Origin of the sequence: Streptomyces sp. NPDC057950 (assembly GCF_042887295.1) — a bacterium.
Lineage (GTDB): Bacteria > Actinomycetota > Actinomycetes > Streptomycetales > Streptomycetaceae > Streptomyces > Streptomyces kaempferi.
The window spans coordinates 266351-283262 of the sequence record NZ_JBHVPP010000009.1 but is presented as its reverse complement, the minus strand read 5'-3'; the positions used below and the strand labels follow the sequence as shown (position 1 = coordinate 283262).

Annotated in this window: 11 protein-coding genes and 1 pseudogene; 4 read left to right on the top strand and 8 right to left on the bottom strand. The window is 71.8% G+C overall.

Annotated features, from left to right (window positions below; translation table 11 throughout):
• Window positions 1-210: 210 nt before the first annotated feature.
• Window positions 211-1797: an MFS transporter gene (locus ACFVTC_RS17630; RefSeq protein ID WP_390127798.1), complete on the bottom strand. Its 1587-nt coding sequence runs from the start codon at window positions 1795-1797 to the stop codon at window positions 211-213.
• Window positions 1798-1930: 133 nt separating this feature from the next.
• Between ACFVTC_RS17630 and ACFVTC_RS17625 the strand changes: the two genes are divergently transcribed.
• On the top strand, window positions 1931-2410 hold the full coding sequence (locus ACFVTC_RS17625; RefSeq protein ID WP_390127796.1) for a MarR family winged helix-turn-helix transcriptional regulator: 480 nt from the start codon (window positions 1931-1933) through the stop codon (window positions 2408-2410).
• 215 nt (window positions 2411-2625) lie between these two features.
• Here the strand turns inward: ACFVTC_RS17625 and ACFVTC_RS17620 are convergent.
• A pseudogene (locus ACFVTC_RS17620) lies at window positions 2626-2853 on the bottom strand (alpha/beta hydrolase); the annotation flags it as partial.
• Window positions 2854-3200: 347 nt separating this feature from the next.
• Here ACFVTC_RS17620 and ACFVTC_RS17615 point away from each other — a divergent pair.
• The 3 genes from ACFVTC_RS17615 (at window position 3201) to ACFVTC_RS17605 (ending at window position 7304) form a co-directional block, all read left to right on the top strand.
• Window positions 3201-4427, top strand: coding sequence for a glycosyltransferase (locus ACFVTC_RS17615; protein ID WP_390127794.1), 1227 nt, complete (start codon window positions 3201-3203; stop codon window positions 4425-4427).
• Between the two features lie 317 nt (window positions 4428-4744).
• Window positions 4745-6484, top strand: coding sequence for an LCP family protein (locus ACFVTC_RS17610; protein ID WP_390127791.1), 1740 nt, complete (start codon window positions 4745-4747; stop codon window positions 6482-6484).
• A 55-nt stretch (window positions 6485-6539) separates the two neighbouring features.
• Window positions 6540-7304, top strand: a complete 765-nt coding sequence (locus ACFVTC_RS17605; RefSeq protein WP_390127790.1) for a YqjF family protein — start codon at window positions 6540-6542, stop codon at window positions 7302-7304.
• A 137-nt stretch (window positions 7305-7441) separates the two neighbouring features.
• Here the strand turns inward: ACFVTC_RS17605 and ACFVTC_RS17600 are convergent, their stop codons facing one another.
• The 6 genes from ACFVTC_RS17600 to ACFVTC_RS17575 form a co-directional block, all read right to left on the bottom strand.
• Window positions 7442-10240, bottom strand: a complete 2799-nt coding sequence (locus ACFVTC_RS17600; protein ID WP_390127788.1) for a hypothetical protein — start codon at window positions 10238-10240, stop codon at window positions 7442-7444.
• Complete coding sequence (locus tag ACFVTC_RS17595) at window positions 10237-11349, bottom strand: AAA family ATPase (RefSeq protein ID WP_381922221.1); 1113 nt, start codon at window positions 11347-11349, stop codon at window positions 10237-10239. The genes ACFVTC_RS17600 and ACFVTC_RS17595 overlap by 4 nt, the downstream gene beginning before the upstream one ends.
• 49 nt (window positions 11350-11398) lie before the next feature.
• Entirely contained in the window at window positions 11399-13000 is a 1602-nt protein-coding gene (locus tag ACFVTC_RS17590; RefSeq protein WP_390127897.1) for a VWA domain-containing protein, read from the bottom strand.
• A 59-nt stretch (window positions 13001-13059) separates the two neighbouring features.
• On the bottom strand, window positions 13060-14448 hold the full coding sequence (locus tag ACFVTC_RS17585; protein WP_390127786.1) for a hypothetical protein: 1389 nt from the start codon (window positions 14446-14448) through the stop codon (window positions 13060-13062).
• Window positions 14448-14951, bottom strand: a complete 504-nt coding sequence (locus ACFVTC_RS17580) for a hypothetical protein (protein WP_390127783.1) — start codon at window positions 14949-14951, stop codon at window positions 14448-14450. Before ACFVTC_RS17580 ends, ACFVTC_RS17585 begins: the two co-directional genes overlap by 1 nt.
• Window positions 14952-15085: 134 nt before the next feature.
• Window positions 15086-16909 carry a glycoside hydrolase family 15 protein gene (locus tag ACFVTC_RS17575; RefSeq protein ID WP_390127781.1) on the bottom strand — a complete coding sequence of 608 codons (1824 nt, stop codon included), beginning with the start codon at window positions 16907-16909 and terminating at the stop codon, window positions 15086-15088.
• Window positions 16910-16912: the final 3 nt, after the last annotated feature.

Here is a 16912-nt window from a genome sequence, read left to right as displayed (position 1 = left end):
GAAAATGAGAAACCGATCGGTTTACCTATCCGGGCCAGAGTAAACCGATCGGTTTCCAAGGGCAAGCCGAACACGGCCGCGTGGTCCGCTCCCCCGCGGACACGACGACGGCCGGGAACGGCTCGCGGCCGCCGACGGGCGGTGCGAGGCGTTCCCGGCCGTGCCCGGTCCACCGGGGATGACCGGAAAGGCGAGGGAGGCGTCCCCCGGTCAGGTCGTCGCGGCGTCCGCCTTCTCCTCGGCCCTCTCCCCCGCGGGTCCGGTGACCTCTTCGGTGGCCCCCGCGACGGCGGGTCCGGCCACGGCTCCGGCGGCCTCTCCGGTCACCGGCCCCGCCGGCGCGGCCTCGTGGTCGGTCACGCGCACCGGCGTCGCGCCCCGGGTCAGGCCGACCAGCGCGACCACCACGATCAGCACGAACGCGGCACCGGCGATCGCGAAGCTCAGGGTGAACTGGCTCTCGGCAGGCAGCGCGGGCACCCCGGCCGGCAGGTGCGCGATCGTCCTGGACGCCAGCAGGGAGGTGATCACCGCGCTGGCGATCGCGCTGCCGACGGAACGGGAGATGGAGTTGAGGCCGTTGGCGATGCCGGTCTGGTGGTGCGGAACGCTCGCCACGATGAGGGCGGGCATGGCCGCGTACCCGAAGCTGATGGCCACGCCGATCAGCAGGCCCGCGAGGATGACCGAGGCGGAGGTGTCGTGCGCGGCGGTCAGCCACGCGAATCCGGCGACACCGAACACGGCGCCGATGGCCAGCGTGAACCGCGCCCCGATCCGTCCGACCAGGATCCCGCCGAACTGCGCGGCGAGCAGCGAGACGACCGTGGTGGGCAGCAGGTACTCGACGGAGGCGCGCAGCACCGAGGCGCCGAACCCGTACCCCGTGAGCCCCTTCGGCATCTGCGCCAGATAGGCCACGCCGATGAACTGGGAGAACATCGCGAACCCGAGGAACAGACCGGCGAGGTTCGTGAAGAGCACCGGCCGATGGGCGAACATCCGCATGTCCACCATCGGCCCGCGGACCGTCCGCTCCACGAACACCCAGACGGCCGCCATGACCACGGCCGCGACGAACAGACCGATGGTGCGCGCGGAGGACCAGCCCCACTCGTGTCCCTGCGAGATCGGCAGCAGGAGCAGGACGAGCAGCGCGGCGAGCGTCACCGCGCCGAGCCAGTCGGTACGGCCGCCGGTCGTCGAGCGCGAGGCGGGAACGCGCAGGATGACGCCGACGAGGGCCACGACGGCGAGGGCCACGGCGAGCCAGAACACCCGGTGGTAGTCGGGATCCGCGCCCCGGGTGAGCAGTCCGGCCGCCACCAGGGCGAATCCGCTGCCGACGGCGAGCGTTCCGCTGACCATCGCCATCGCGCCGTGCAGCTTCGCCGGAGGCATCTCCTCCCGCAGCACCGAGAGGGCGAGCGGGAAGATCGCGGTGGCCGCGCCCTGGAGCACCCGGCCGACGATCAGCCACAGCAGCGACGTGGTGGTCGCGGCCAGCACCGAACCGGCGATCATCAGCAGCAGCACGCCGATCAGCGTGGGCTTCTTGCCGTGCATGTCGCCGAAGCGGCCGAGCAGCGGGGTGAAGACCGCGGCGGACAGCAGGGTCGCGGTGGTGACCCAGCTGACGTTCGCGGTACTGGTACCGAGATCGCTCTGGATGATGCTCAGGATCGGTACGACGAGGGTCTGCATCATCGAGACGATCATGGCCGCGAGGCCGAGGACCAGGACCAGCGAGAGGTCGCCTGCGCGGCGTCCGGGCGCCACGCGATCGGAGGGTGTCACGGCGTTCTTCCTTCGGAGCAAATTCTTGGGAGCCATACAAAGCTGCAAGCTGTTGAAGATTGAGGTCTTCAAGTAACCGGACAGAGGTAAGCATCGAAGGTTGAGGTAGTCAAGTTTCAGGTACGCTGATCCCATGTCCGCGACATCTGGAACGAGCCGCGCCACCGAGGCGCCGGACGGCGGGCACCCCGGCGTCACCCATGCCGTGCTGCTCGACACCCTCTGGGCGTCCATGGTCAGCCTCTACGCGGATCTCACCACCGCCGCCGCCGCGCACGGTCTCACCTACAGCCAGGCCAAGGCGCTCAACGTGCTGCGCCAGGGTCCCGCCCCCATGCGGTCCCTCGCGGACACGCTCCGCTGCGACGCGTCGAACATCACCGGGATCATCGACCGCCTGGAGGCCCGCGGTCTCGTCCACCGCGAGGCCAGCCCCACCGACCGCCGCGTGAAGAACGTCATCCTCTCGGAGGAGGGCGCGGCCGTCGTGGCGCGCGTCCGGGACGGGATGCACGCCACCCACCAGGCACTGGGCGCGCTGAGCGACGACGAGCGGGCCACCCTCGACAACCTGCTCTCGCGACTGTTCCGGGCCGACGGGAATCACTCCTGAGCGTCCGGCGACGCGGCCGACCCCGGAGACCCTTGTCGCGGGAGCCGGGGTCGGTGATCCGGGGTCGGTGATCCGGGATCGGTGATCCGGGATCGGTGATCCGGGATCGGTGATCCGGGATCGGTGTTCCAGGGTCGGTGTTCCAGGGTCGGTGATCCGGAATCAGTGATCCGGAGTCAGTTACCGGGAGTCCGGGACCCAGGGCCCTGACGGAGTCAGACCGTACCGAGGGCCGCCCGCAGGGTGGTGATCGCCTGGCCGATGGCGGCTTCGGCGGCGTGTGTTCCACGCAGGGCGTTGAGCATCACGAAGTCGTGGATGATGCCCTGATAGCGGACCGCGGTGACGGGGACGCCGGCTTCGCGGAGCTTGTCGGCGTAGGCCTCGCCCTCGTCGCGCAGGACGTCGGCCTCGCCGGTGACGACGAGCGCGGGGCCCTCGCCATCGGTGACGCCATGGGTCTGACCCCCGAGCAGGACGCCACGGCCAAGCACCTCCTGCGCCTGCTCACCGCCAACGTCGCGGAGCGCTGAGCGGCCTCCCGGTCCCGAAAAATTCTGGCCTGTTCTTTACCACCGAGCGCGTGTGCGGATGGCACACCCCCCGGCGCCTCCCGGCCATTTCCCCCTCGCCCGGCCCTACGGTGCGACGTAACCGAACGTGTCCGAATTCGAAACGGCGAGTTCACGAGCGCGCAAGTTTCTCTTGTGTCCATAGCGGCTAACCCGCAGATCACAGGGGTTGAAAAGGTTTCCTCCCTTTCTGCGAGACGGGCCGTGAGGTGCGCGTGATGGACGAACTGCGTGTGCTGTCGATCTACGAAGGATTCTTTTCGGGCGGGGCCCGGATCCTGCACAGCGATGTGGTGATGGGGCTCCATGAGGGCGGTCAGCGCCACTCGGTGCTGAGCGTGAATGGCGAGATGTATCGGGAGGCGACCCGGCAGCGGATGGAGGACGACGTCTGCTTCCGGTCGCTGACCGGCGCCGGCGTTCCGGTCACCTCCCTGGGCCGCAGCCACGGGGCGCCCGGCGGCCCGGACGCCTTCACCGGGCCGGAACTGGCCGCCACCGCCCGCGCCATGGCGGGCGCGGACGTCATCCTGTCGCTCAAGGAGCAGCCGCTCGGCCTCCTCAACCAGGCGGGACTGCCCCGACGGCCCGTCGTGGTGTGCCTGCACCGCTCCGATCCGGAGAACCAGGGAGCGGCCCTGGACGAACTGAGGACCGCGGTCGCCGACGGCCGGATCGCCGCCGCGATCTGCTGCGCCGAGTCGACCCGGGCGGCGTACGCGGCCGTCGGGATCCCGGCGGAGTTGCTGCACGTCATTCCGAACGGCGTGGACCTGCTGCGTTACCGCCCCGACCCCTTCGGACGCGCTCTGCTGCGGACGTCGCTGGGGGTGCCGGCGGACGCGCCCGTGATCGTCTTCGCGGCCCGCTACGCCGGGATGAAGAACGTGCCGCTGTTCCTGCGCGCGGCCCGCTCCTGGCTGCGCCGGCAGCCCGAAGGCCGCGTTCTGATGTGCGGCGCCGGGATGACGAGCGCCAACGCCGGCCTGCGCGAGGACATGCTCGCCGCCTTCGGTGACGAGACCCCGCTCACCGACCGCATATCGCTGCTCGGTGTACGCGACGACATGGAGATCGTCTACGCCGCCTCCGACGTGGTGTCCCTGACCTCCTCCAGCGGCGAGGCGGCACCCCTGTCGCTGATCGAGGGCATGATGTGCGGCGCCGTCCCGGTCGCCACCGATGTCGGCGACTGCGCCTCGATCGTCGCCGGGCACGGCTTCCTCACCCCGCTCGACGCCGAGGCGGTCGCGCAGGCATGGTCCGAGGCGGTGGAGCGCGGTGCCGAGTTCGCCCAGGCCCTCGCCCTCAGCCGCGAACGGTTCAGCCGTACCCGCATGATCGCCGCGTACGCCGGACTCGTCGAGCGGGTCCGCGGCGGGTCGGCCCGGGTGTCCCTGTCCGTTCCCGGGCCCCTCCCCGAACCCCTCCCGGAACCGTTCTAGGAACGGCGGAGTCCGCCGGTTCCGGAACCGGCGGACTCCGCCCCCTCGCACCGGCCCCGCACCCGGGGTCCTCGCTCTCTCGGCCAACCGCCCACCCGCACCACCCCTCCCGGCGTCCCCACAGGAATCAGTGCTTGGATCGGCCGCCGAGGGGGGTGGAGCACGGCCGTTCACCGTGGAGAAGCCGGGCGCCCCGAGGGTTGTCATATGCGATTGCTATATTGCGCAACCACGCAAGCAAGTGGGAATCCCCCGGAATCCCCCTTCGCCACAGCACCGACGGCCTGAGCGGCCCGACCGTTTCGTGGGAGTGCGAGATGACTGACCCAGGGGACGGCCCCGTCGGACGGGCCACGCGCCGGCGTGCGCCGGCGGTGCCCCGGCAGCGTGCGGGCGAGGAACCCGCCGCTCCCGGGACGGATGGCCGGGCCGCCTCCGGCTCCGCGACACGTGCCGGGTCCGCGGCACACGGTCGGGCGCGCCGCGGCGCGTCCCGCCGTCGCGCCCGGCCCGCCCGGCGCGGCAGACGGATCCTGCGGACGGCCGCGATATCCCTGTCGCTCCTCCTCATGGTCACCGCGGGCGCCGGATGGTGGTTCTACGAGCACCTCAACGGCAACCTCCACAGCGTCCCGCTGACCGACGGCACGGCGAGCGACAGCGCGGGCAAGGAGAAGGCCGACTCCTTCGGCCGGACACCGATCAACATCCTGGTGATGGGCAGCGACGGCCGCACCAGCGCGAGCGACTGCAAACTCGGCGGCGGCTGTTCGCAGACGGGCGTGCAGTCGGGAAGCGGCAACGCGGACGTGGAGATGGTGCTGCACATCTCCGCCGACCGGTCCAACGCCACGGTGATGAGCATCCCCCGCGACACCGTGACCAGCGTCCCCGCCTGCAAGAACAGCGCGACGGGTACGTCCACCGCCGGCTACACCGGCATGGTCAACAGCGCTCTGCAGTACGGTCCCGCGTGCCAGGTGGCCACCGTGCACCAGCTCACCGGCATCCCCATCGACCACTTCGTCCAGCTCGACTTCGCGGGCGTGGTGAAGATGTCGGACGCGGTGGGCGGGGTGTCCGCGTGTGTCGACGCCAACGTCTACGACACCTACTCGCACCTGAAGCTCGCCAAGGGCACCCACACCCTCAAGGGTGTCGCCGCGCTGGAGTTCGTCCGCTCACGCCACGGATTCGGCGACGGCAGCGACCTGGGGCGCACCTACGCCCAGCACATCTTCCTCAGCTCCATGATCCGCAAGTTCAAGAGCGCCGGCACCCTCACCAACCCCGCGGCCGTCTACAAGCTGGCCGACGCCGCCACCAAGGCCCTCACCGTGGACACCGGCCTGGGCAGCGTCAAGAAACTCGTCGGGCTCGCCACCGACCTGGACAAGGTCCCCGCCCAGCACATCACCTTCGCCACCATGCAGACGACGCCCGACCCGAACAACAGCGACCGGGTCGTGGCCGCCCCGGCCGCCCGGAGCCTGTTCGCCACCATCGCGGACGACCAGTCCCTGACGGGCGCCTCCGGCAGGCCGTCCGCCGGGGCCACCGCGACCGCCACGGCCTCCCCGGTGCCCGTCGCACGGATCGCGGTGACGGTGGAGAACGGCACGGGCATCAGCGGCCGCGCCTCGGCCGTCGCCGGCGCCCTGATCGACCGGGGCTTCAGCTCGCGTACGACCACCGGCAACGCCCCCGGCGGCGCGGCCAGGACCACGCTCACGTACGGCACCGGAAAGAAGGCCGAGGCCCAGACCGCCGCCCGCGCGCTGGGGCTCTCCTCATCCCACCTCGAACAGGGCACCGCCGGCGGACTGACCCTGGTGATCGGTACGGACTGGACCAGCGGCACCGCCTTCCCCGGAGGCGCCTCCGGGGCCCCGGCCGACACCAAGGCCGCCACCGCCGACGCCCACTCCCAGACCGCCGACGAGTCGAAGTCCTGCGCCAAGGTGAGCAGGTACAGGACGGTCAGCCTCAACGGCGTCGCCATGACCCCGTCCCAGGCGTACGCGGCAGCCGTCGGCAGGAAGAACTCGGCGCCCTGACGCCCGGCACCACCGTGTGCCGGGCCCGCCCGCGCCCGTCTGGGATGCTGACCCCGTGCCGACCACGCCGCGGTTGCCGGAGCCCGTCACCCCGTACGCGCCCAAGGCCCTGCCGAGGCCGCTGCTCACCCAGCGGTGGCTCGACCTCGCCTTCGTCCACTGGGCGGTCGCCCCCGACACCGTCGCCGGTCTGCTGCCCGAGGGAACCGTCCCCGACGTGTTCGACGACGTCACCTACGTCGGCCTGGTCGCGTTCCGGATGCACCGCGTCGGCTGGCTCCGCTCCCCCGGAGTCCCGTACCTGGGGACGTTCCCCGAGACGAACGTGCGCCTGTACTCGGTGGACGCGCACGGGCGGCGCGGCGTGGTCTTCCGGTCCATGGACGCCGCCCGGCTGGTACCCGTACTGATGGGACGGACCGCCTTCCGGCTCCCGTACCTGTGGTCCCGTATGAGCGTCCGTGCCGAGGACGACGTCATCACCTACACCAGCGCACGGCGCTGGCCGGGACCGCGCGGCGCGCACAGCCGGATCGTCCTGCGCAGGGGCGAACCGATCCGGGAACCCACCGGGCTGGAGCACTTCCTGACCGCCCGCTGGGGCATGCACAACGCCTTCTTCGGCAAGGTCGGATACCTGCCCAACGACCACCCACGCTGGCCCCTGCACCGCGCCCGGCTGCTCAGCTGCGAGGAGAACCTTCTGGAAGCCGCGGGCGTACCCGCGCCGCAGGGAGAACCGGTGAGCGTCCTGTACTCCCCCGGTGTCCCGGTCCGGCTCGGCCGCCCGGCCCGACCGGCGGGCCTCCCCACACCCTGAACGCGGGGCGGCCGCCACCGTGCTTTCACGGTGCCTCCCGCCGTCCTGCCCGCACCCCGGCGGCTGTCGGCCGTGCGCGAGCGGCGGAGAGGCGTCCCGGTCGCGGAACCGCCCCTCCGCCCGCTCCTGCCTCCGCGTCAGCCGCCCGTCAGCAGCGCCTCCAGCGCCACCGCCGTGTCCGGATGACGTGCCGCCGGCACGGCGCCCGAGGGGCCGGGGCCCGCCGTCCGCCACGTCCCCTCGCACCCCAGCAGCGTGGCCACCGCGTCGCACGTCGCGGGGTGGGCGGCGAGCAGGGCGTATCCACCGGCGGCCGGACGCCGCGCCGTACGCGCGGCCATGGGCTCCGGCTGGGCCTTCCACGGCGGTACCCATTCGTCCAGGGCGGCGAGCCGCCCGGGGAAGATCCGCCCGGCCTCACGGATCAGCAGCGGGGCCAGTTCGGCGCCGCCCGCGCGCAGGGTGCTGATCAGGGTCGGCAGCCATGGCAGGAGCACCGGGTCCGGAAGCCGTCCGAACGCGTTCGACACCGCCTCCACGACGAAATCGGTGAGGCCCGGGACGGGCTCCAGGGCGTGCACGAAGCCGCTGAGGTACCGCGGATAGGCGGGCACCACCAAGGGATTGCCGAGCAGTTCGTCGCACTTCGCGCGCAGGTCCGCCCTCGAGAGGTGCCCGAGCTGCGTCCGGGCCGCCCACAGCAGCGCCGTCCTCGACGGATCACGCGGGTGCGACTGGGCGACCGCCAGTTCCAGCTGGGTCCGGTCGCAGCCCAGCGACAGCGCCAGGCCCTCCATGCTGAACAGGAAGCCCAGCATCGCCGCCACCTGCCGCACGGTGGCGTCCTCGTCGGTGAACGCCGTCGGCAACAGGGTGCAGTAGTGCGCGTATCCGGCCTTGACGAACGACTCGATCCACGGCGGCAGCACGGGCTCACCGGTGCGGTAGTACGCCAGCAGCCGCCGCACCCGACGCAGCACCTCCGGGGCGCCGTCCACGGTGCGTTCGGCCGAGAGCACCTCCAGGGCGCGGGTGCCCAGCTCGTCGGGGAGCCGGCGGCCGCGCAGATACAGCGTCGCGTCCTCGACGGCCTCCAGGACGGTCGCCGTGGTGGCCCGCGGAGCGTACGCCGTGCGGCGCAGCCGCTGTTCGAGGACCTGCTCGATGCTGACGCCCTCGTAGCCGAGCTCGATGAGCGCCCGCTGATGGGTGCCGAGCGCCAGGTCCCACGACTCCTGGATCGACCGCTCCCCCAGTCTCCGCTCGCCCATGATCGGCCGTGCGGCGCCCTGCGGCAGCAGACGGCGCAGCATCCACAGCACGTCGGAGCACCGCTCCAGTTCGGGCCGGCCACTCATGTCCAGCAACGCCCGCCGCACACCGCGCTGCTGGAGCCCCAGGTTCAGGGGCGCGAGCCGGTCGTGCACGTCGCGGGCCAGGGGCGGCAGCGCGTCGTAGCCGACCTGGCCGACCCGGTCGCCGCCCATCATGATCGCCACGATGCGGCGTACGTCCCGGCGGCCGGGCACGGTGTCCTTCTCGATGCAGGTGACGGCCGCGTCCTGGAAGTCGTACGGCGTCGGCTTGGCCCGGTCGCGCATCCCGGCCAGCAGGATCGACGTCTCGAACACCGCGATGGCGTCGGCGGTGGAGGCGAGGTAGCCGTTGCGGCGCGCGGCGCGGACGACCTCCACCGACCAGCCGAGCAGCTCGGCCTCGTCCAGCGCGTCCAGGACGGGCGGTCGGCGCAGGAATCCGGTCAGTCTGTCCTCGGGCGGGAGCGCCGGTACGGGAGCCGTCACCGCGCCGGTCCTCCTGGCCCGCGGTGCGCCGGCCCCGGACTGTCCGGCCAGCCGGTACGGCTGAACGCGGGTGCGTCCGACGTTCTTCGCCCAGAGCGTCGCGGCGATCGACACCGAACCGGCGGCGAGGCCGAACTGTGCCTCGATCGCCGCGTGACTGGACGGGATCAGGCCGTGCCGCCACTTGGTGGCGGTGCGCGGGCCGATCTCGAAGGTGTCGGTGCCGTGGAGGCCGAACTCCTCAACCCTGCTGGCCGCGTGGAAGGCGCCGCAGACGTAGAGGCAGTCCGCCGGGTCGGTGCCGGTCGCGGCGAGGTGTGCGCGCATCCTCGTCCACATGTGGCGTTCCCGGTCCTCGTCCACGCGGACCCGGTGGGAGTCACCAGGGGCGAGCCGCCGGAAAAGGCTGCCGATCAGGAGCATGACCTGGCGGTAGGTGTCGTGGTCGCTGTCGCCGAGCGGCAGTTCGACGTACTGGTGCCACCACTCGGACCAGTGCCGCACCCTGCCGTGGCGCAGCAGGTGTTCCTCCAGTTCGGCGAAGCGCGGGCGCAGGTCACCCAGCTCCACGCCGACCGCGTCGCCGTGCAGCGCGGCCTCTTCCTCGGCGGCCGGTGCGTCCGGGTCGGCGGGCTCCGCGTCCTGTGTGCCGCGCTCGTCCCACTGGAAGACGTGGTCCGAGGAGCGGTCGACGAGGACCAGTTCGACGCCCGGCGTGTCCAGGGCGTAGGCGATCGCCTGGTACTCGGCGGAGGCCTCGGTGATCGGCGCGACCACCGACAGCGGGGACCACTCGGCCGGGAAGCCGTCGACCTCGGTCGCGAACGCCTGCACCGCCACGGGGAGTCGGCAGTTGCGCAGTTCGGTCAGCAGCGGTGCCATGTCCTCGCACAGCTCCAGGTACACGACCTTCGGCTGCTTCTCCCGCAGGCGGCGTGCCATCGCGATCGCCGAGGCCGGCGAGTGGTGGCAGACGGGGAAGATCTCCAGTGGTTCGCGCACCGCGCGGTCGACGTCGTCGACGAGGCCGAGGAGGATGCCCTCCAGGGCGTCGGGGCCGCCGGCGAACATCGCGGCGGCCTCCCGCAGTTGGGTGCGCAGGGCCGTGAAGGTGCCCTCGGTGGTGCCCGTCATGACAGGGTGGCGATCGCTTCGCGGCCGCCCTCCAGGAACTCCGGCCAGGATCCGCCCTCTTCCCTACTGCGCGGCTCGACGACGCCGTGCAGGTACTTGTTGAGGATGGCCAGGTCCTCGGGCTCGCGCCGGGCCAGCGACCCGACGAGCGAGGAGGCCAGCGTGTGCGCGGTCAGGGAGCGTTCGCCGAAGAAATTGCCGTGCAGGATCGCGTCCTCCAGCACGCCGATCTGTTCGGCGGTGGACAGCGCGGACTCCAGTTTCTCGTCGTCGCTGCCGGCCGCGGCCGCCGAGGCGCGCAGGTCGGCGAAGCTCTGCAGCAGCACGTCGAGCAGCGTGGGCGGCACGTCCAGTTCGATCCGGTGGCGGCGCAGCAGCTCCTCGGTGCGGAAGCGCACGATCTCCGCCTCGCTCTTCTTGTTGGTCACCACCGGGATGCGGACGAAGTTGAAGCGGCGCTTGAGGGCCGAGGACAGGTCGTTGACGCCCCGGTCACGGCTGTTGGCGGTCGCGATGATCGAGAAGCCGGGCTTGGCGAAGACGATGCCGTCGCTGTCGAGTTCGGGCACCGAGATGTACTTCTCGGACAGGATGGAGATCAACGCGTCCTGGACGTCGCTGGTGGAGCGGGTGAGTTCCTCGAAACGGCCGATCGCGCCGGTCTCCATCGCGGTCATGATCGGTGAGGGGATCATCGACTCCCGTGACTGGCCCTTGGCGATGACCATGGACACGTTCCAGGAGTACTTGATGTGGTCCTCTGTGGTGCCGGCCGTTCCCTGGACGACCAGGGTGGAGCTGCGGCATATCGCGGCGGACAGCAGCTCGGCCAGCCAGCTCTTGCCGGTGCCGGGGTCGCCGATGAGCAGCAGTCCGCGGTCGGAGGCCAGGGTGACGATCGAGCGCTCGACGAAGCTGCGGTCGCCGAACCACTTCGGGGAGATCTCCCGGTCCAGCCCGTCGGAACGCTCGGAGCCCAGGACGAACAGGCGGACCATCTTCGGGGACAGCCGCCAGGAGAAGGGCTTGGGGTTGTCGTCGACGGACTCCAGCCAGTCGAGTTCCTCGGCGTACTTGATCTCGGCGGGTGCGCGCAACAGGTCGGACATGTGAGGGCCTTTCTCAAAGTCTGCTGAGCAGGTGACCAGTGCCGCGGCACTAGGAGAAGAACGTCTTGAGTTCGTGGACGAGCTTGCGGATGTGTCCGGAGAGCACCGGCGTGCCGAGGTCCTTGAAGCGCTCCCGGAACCACGGGTTGACGCTGCCGCGCCCGGAGCTGGTCACGGAGCCGACCGGGATGAACCTGGCACCCGAGCGGTGCACGGCGGCCATGCTCTGGAACAACTCCTCGGTCCGCCACTCGTAGAAGTCGGAGATCCACACGACGACGGTGTTGCGCGGTTCGGCGATCTTCGGCTGGGCCAGTGTCATGGCGGCCGTGCCGTCGGTGCCGCCCCCGAGGTTGGTGCGCAGCAGGGTCTCGAAGGGGTCGTGCACCCACGGGGTGAGGTCGAGCGCCTGGGTGTCGTACGCGATCAGGTGGACGTCGACCTTCGGCAGCCCGGCGAAGATCGACGCCAGGATGGTGCAGTTCACCATCGAGTCGACCATCGAACCCGACTGGTCCACGACGACGATCAGCCGCTGGGGTGTCGTCCTGCGGGCGGTGTGTCGGTAGTAGAGGCGGTCGACGTACAACCGCTCCTCCTCCGGGCTCCAGTTGGTGAGGTTCTTCCAGATGGTGCGGTCGAGGTCGAGGTTGCGGAACACCCGCTTGGGCGGGACGGAGCGGTCCAGGGCGCCGACCGAGGTCTTCTCGACCTGGGTGCGCAGTACTTGGGCGACCTCGTCGACGAAGCGGCGGATCAGGGCCTTGGCATTGGCCAGGGCCACGCCCGAGAGATTGTCCTTGTCCCGCAGCAGCTGCTCGATCAGCGACATGCTCGGGGTCAGTCGCGCGGCGAGCCGGGGGTCTGCCAGTACCTCGCGCAGACGCATCCGCTTGACGAGGTCGGCCTCGATGGCACCGAGTTCGGGGCCGATCGCCGGGATCAGCCGGCTGAGGTCGGGCGTCGTGCCGCGGCCGCCGGTGCCGGTCGGGCCGACACCGGGCCCGGCGGCGACCGTCCCGGCGCCACCGGCCGCGCGGCCGCCGCGCAGGTCCCCCGGCCTGCAGCCGAGCGCTCGCTCCAGCCAGCCCGCGTCGGACTGCCAGCGCGCCAGCTGCCCGGCCGTGACCGTGCCGGACCCGGAGGCGAAGACGTTCAGGAGCACCTTCGACACCAGCGCGGCACGGCGTACTTCGGCGGCCCGGTCGCGGTCGCCGTCACCTTCGCCGTCACCTTCGGCTTCGGCTTCGGCTTCGGCTTCGGCTTCGGCTTGAGGGGCGGCTTCGGCTTGAGGGGCGGCTTCGGCTTGAGGGGCGGCTTGAGGGTCGTCGTCCTCCGAACCCGGTCCGGACCCGGTGCCGGATCCTGACTCGGGTGTCATCAGACCGTCGAACTCGGCGGCCAGCTCCGGGTGGCGCTGCACGATCGAGTCGACGGAGACCTGCGGGTCCAGCAGCGCGGGCGGAAGACCGATGTCCTCGACGACGGCGAGGCTCGCCGATTCGAGCGCGGCGTGCTCCTCGTGGTCGAAGAGCCGGGCGAGGAGCCGCCAGTACAGAACCTGACGGCGGTTGTCGTGAGGGTCCGCTCCGGGCGGGGTGCCGCCCGTGATCCCCGATTCGGCCGTCCGGCCGGCCGGCTGATCCGTCATGTGGTCGGCCGTGCGCCCGGTCACGTTGTGCTCGGTCATGTGCCCGGTCATGTGCTCGGTCACTTCCGCAGCAGCCTTCCCGCGCGCTCCCGCAGCACCGCCACGGCATCGGTGGCGGCCTTCTCGGCCCGGACGCCGGCCTTGTCGGTGGTGCCTGCGGCCCATCCCCCCGCGTGGATCGCGACGGCCTTCTTCCGGACGGTCGTCTCGACCGCCAGCGGCTGGACACCGAACGTCCCGGCGTCCCAGCGCAGCAGCCCGACGCACGCCCCGGACGACGCGACGGCCTCGGGGGTGAGCGGCCCGGCGGCGAGGACGCGGTCGGTGTCGACGGTGAGGGGGTGCCCGGCGACGGTGAACGGCAGCATGTCGTCGGCCTTCCGCACCGTATAGCCCTCCAGGAACACGGGCACGGCGATACGCGCCGGATGCCGGTCCAGTGGTGCGGTCGCCGCGTCGGTCGCGGTGGGCAGGACGACCCGGGCGGTGGCGAACGCGTCGGCGGGCTCGCCCGGACGTGCCCGCGCGTCGCTCCAGAGCAGGTCGCCCTCGGCGGTCACCGGCATCTCGGCGAGGTTCATCGCGCGGCCTTCGCCGACGGCCGTCAGCAGCGACATGTGCGGGCGGAGCAACTGCCACAGGCCCGCTCCGACGACCGTGTCCGGCTTGGGCACGGACACGGCGGCCCGCACCAGCCGGGGCGCGGTGCCGTCCGCGGGCTCGAGGACCGCGTGCACCTGCGCCTGCACGGCGGTCGCGTGTTCCTGCACGTCGACGCCGAGGGGCAGCAGGCGGCCGGTGGCCGTGCCGGTCGGCGGCGCCATCGCGGCGCCGGGCACCGTCAGCAGCATCGCGCGTGACCACAGGTCGCCCCAGCGGCGTACCGGGACACGCTCCAGGGACGCGCCCGGACAGGACGCGGCGAGTTCGGCGGCGAAGCCGTCGAGGAGCGTCGCCTGCCGGCGCAGCGCCGGGTCCGGAAGCATCGCGGAGACGACGGGCGCCGCCCCGGACACCACCTCGTGGTCGATGCCCTGCCACCCGCAGCGTGCCAGGTCGGAGAGCCAGGACCGGGCGGCGGCGGAGAGGTTCGCGGGCTGCCGGTCGGCGGCCGGCGGGGCCGTCTCCCGGCCGCGGCCGCGGCCCGTCGCCTCGTCGATACGGCTCATGAGGGCGTCGTGGACGGAGCCGAGCAGGGCGACGCGGGCGGCGGCCAGGGCGACGAGGTCGTCCTCGCTCGCGGCTCCGGCCGCCGCCCTGCCGGCCGCCTCGGCGGCCCTGGTGGCGAGGGGAGTTCCCGCGACGGCGTCCGCGAGTTCCGTCAGGCCCGCGGCCTGGGCGGGCCGGGGGCGCAGCAGGCCGCCGGCGAGCGCCCGGTCGAAGGCGTCGACGGCCGTCAGGACCTCGTCGAGCCCGGCGACGGTTTCGGCGAGCAGGTCGGCACGCATCACGCCACCGTCCTGGTCGGCGGGAACCACTGCATCTCCGGCAACGGCGCGGTGGTCGGCGCGAGTTCGAGATACGCCAGGTGACGCAGGAACCGGCTGAAGACGGGCGCGGCGGCCTTGGTGTCCCCCTGCGCGGGGCGGGTGGCGCTCATGCCGTCGGTGATGGTCTGCGCGGTCGGTTCCCCGTCCGCGCTCTCGGCCCGCAGGTAGCGGGCGACGCGCTCGGGCCCGTACTGCAGCACCGCCTCGCCGATCAGGGCCTTGATGTGGTTGCAGAACCCGCCGCGCGCCCCGCCGCAGGGCCGGTTGTTGTTGGTGCTGCAGGCGAACGTGTACGTGCCCGCCGCGACCGACGAGACATAGACCCGTTCGATGTCGGAGCCGCTGGACACCACACCCTGCAGGCGTCCGTCGGCCAGCTCGACGAACGGGACCTTGGCGAGCTTGCGCGGCCGCGCGGGTGCCGTCACCCGGGCCGTGCTCGACCTCTCCCAGTCCGACAACTCACCATCTCCTCTGTGCCAGGGGGACGTCCGCGCCACCACGGCGGGGACACGGACGAACCTACTGGCGACCACTGACAACGCCGGTCACGACGGCATCGCCGCGGCCGTGGCCCGCGGCGTGCCCGGACCCTTCAGCGGCTGAGGTGGAGGGCGTCGAGCGCCTCGTCCAGCGTCGTCGCGGCCATGATGAGCGAGAGGTGGGTGAAGGCCTGGGGGAAGTTGCCGAGTTGCTCCCCGCTGGGGCCGATCTCCTCGGCGAACAGGCCGACGTGGTTGGCGTACGTCAGCATCTTCTCGAAGGCGTAGCGGGCCTGGGGGAGGCGTCCCGCGCGGACGAGGGCGTCGACGTACAGGAACGTGCACAGGCTGAACGTCCCCTCGCAGCCGCGCAGTCCGTCCGGGGATGCCTCGGGGTCGTAGCGGTAGACGAGGCTGTCGGAGACGAGGACGCGGTCCATGGCGTCGAGCGTGTTGAGCCAGGCGGGACTGCGCGGGGCCAGGAACCCGACGCGGGGGGCGAGCAGCAGTGAGGCGTCCAGGACGTCGCCGCCGTAGTGCTGGACCAGGGCCTGTTCCCTCTCGTTCCAGCCGCGCTCCATGACCTGTTCGAGGATCTCGTCCCGGGCCCGGGTCCAGCGGACGGTGTCGGCCGGCCTGCTGAACTCGGCCGCCAGTTTCAGACCGCGGTCGAAGGCGGCCCAGCACATCACCCGGCTGTAGGTGAAGTCCTTGCGTCCGCCGCGGGTCTCCCAGATTCCCTCGTCGGGCCGGTCCCAGGAGTCGGCCAGCCAGTCCAGGGTGCGGGCCAGACCCTTCCACCCGTGGTACCCGGCCTGTTCGCCGACCGAGCGGCTCTCGGCCAGCGCGTACAGGGCCTCGCCGTAGATGTCGAGCTGCAGTTGACCGCAGGCCGCGTTGCCGGCCCGGACCGGGTAGGAGCCGCGGTAGCCCTCGAAGTGTCCCAGGATCTCCTCCGTCAGGCGGGGGTCGCCGTCGACCCGGTACATGATCTGGAGGGGTTCGCCGTCCGGTCCTTCCCAGGCGCCCAGCCGGTCACCGAGCCAGCGGGTGAAGTGGGTCGCCTCCTCCACGAAGCCGAGGTCGAGCAGGGCCCGCACCGACAGGGAACCGTCCCGTACCCAGGTGTACCGGTAGTCCCAGTTGCGCTCCCCGCCGATCTGTTCGGGCAGTCCCATGGTGGCGGCGGCGACCGGCGCGCCCGTGGGGGCGTACGTGAGGAGCTTGAGAGTGATCGCGGAACGGTGGACCATCTCCGTCCAGCGGCCGCGGTAGCGCGAGGTGCGCACCCATTTCTGCCAGAAGTCGACGTTCTCCCACAGTCCTTCGGTGATCCCCTCGTCGGTCGGGGGCGGCGGCGCCTCCCCGCCGGGGTCGCACGTGCTGAACACCACGGCCGCCGTCTCCCCGTCGCTGAGGGTGACGCCGCCGCGGACGTCGTGGCCGTCCCGTTCGAGCGGCACGGTGGCCTGCAGATGGGCGGTCACGCCCGGGGCGCGGAACGTCGCCCTGTCGGCGGTCAGGTCGAGTTCGTGCCGAAGCCGCGCGTAGTCGAACCGCGGCCGGCATTCGAGGGTGAAGCGCACGGTGCCGCGCACCGCGCGGACGACGCGGACGATACTGTGCCGGTCGGTCGGTGTCGGGCCCGGCAGGACCGGCATGTGGTCGATGATCTCGCCGACCCCGTCGGGTGACATGAAGCGGGTCACCACGACGGCGCTGTCCGGGTAGTAGAGCTGCTTCCAGGTCCCCTCGGGGCTCTCGGGGGCGAGCAGGAAGTGACCGCCGTCGTCGTGGTCCAGCAGGGCCGCGAAGACGCTGGGCGAGTCGAAGCGCGGCGCCGCGAACCAGTCGATCACACCGTGGGAGGACACCAGCGCCGCGGTCTGGAGGTCCCCGATGAGCCCGTGGTCGGCGATGGGCGGGTAACGATCCATGCT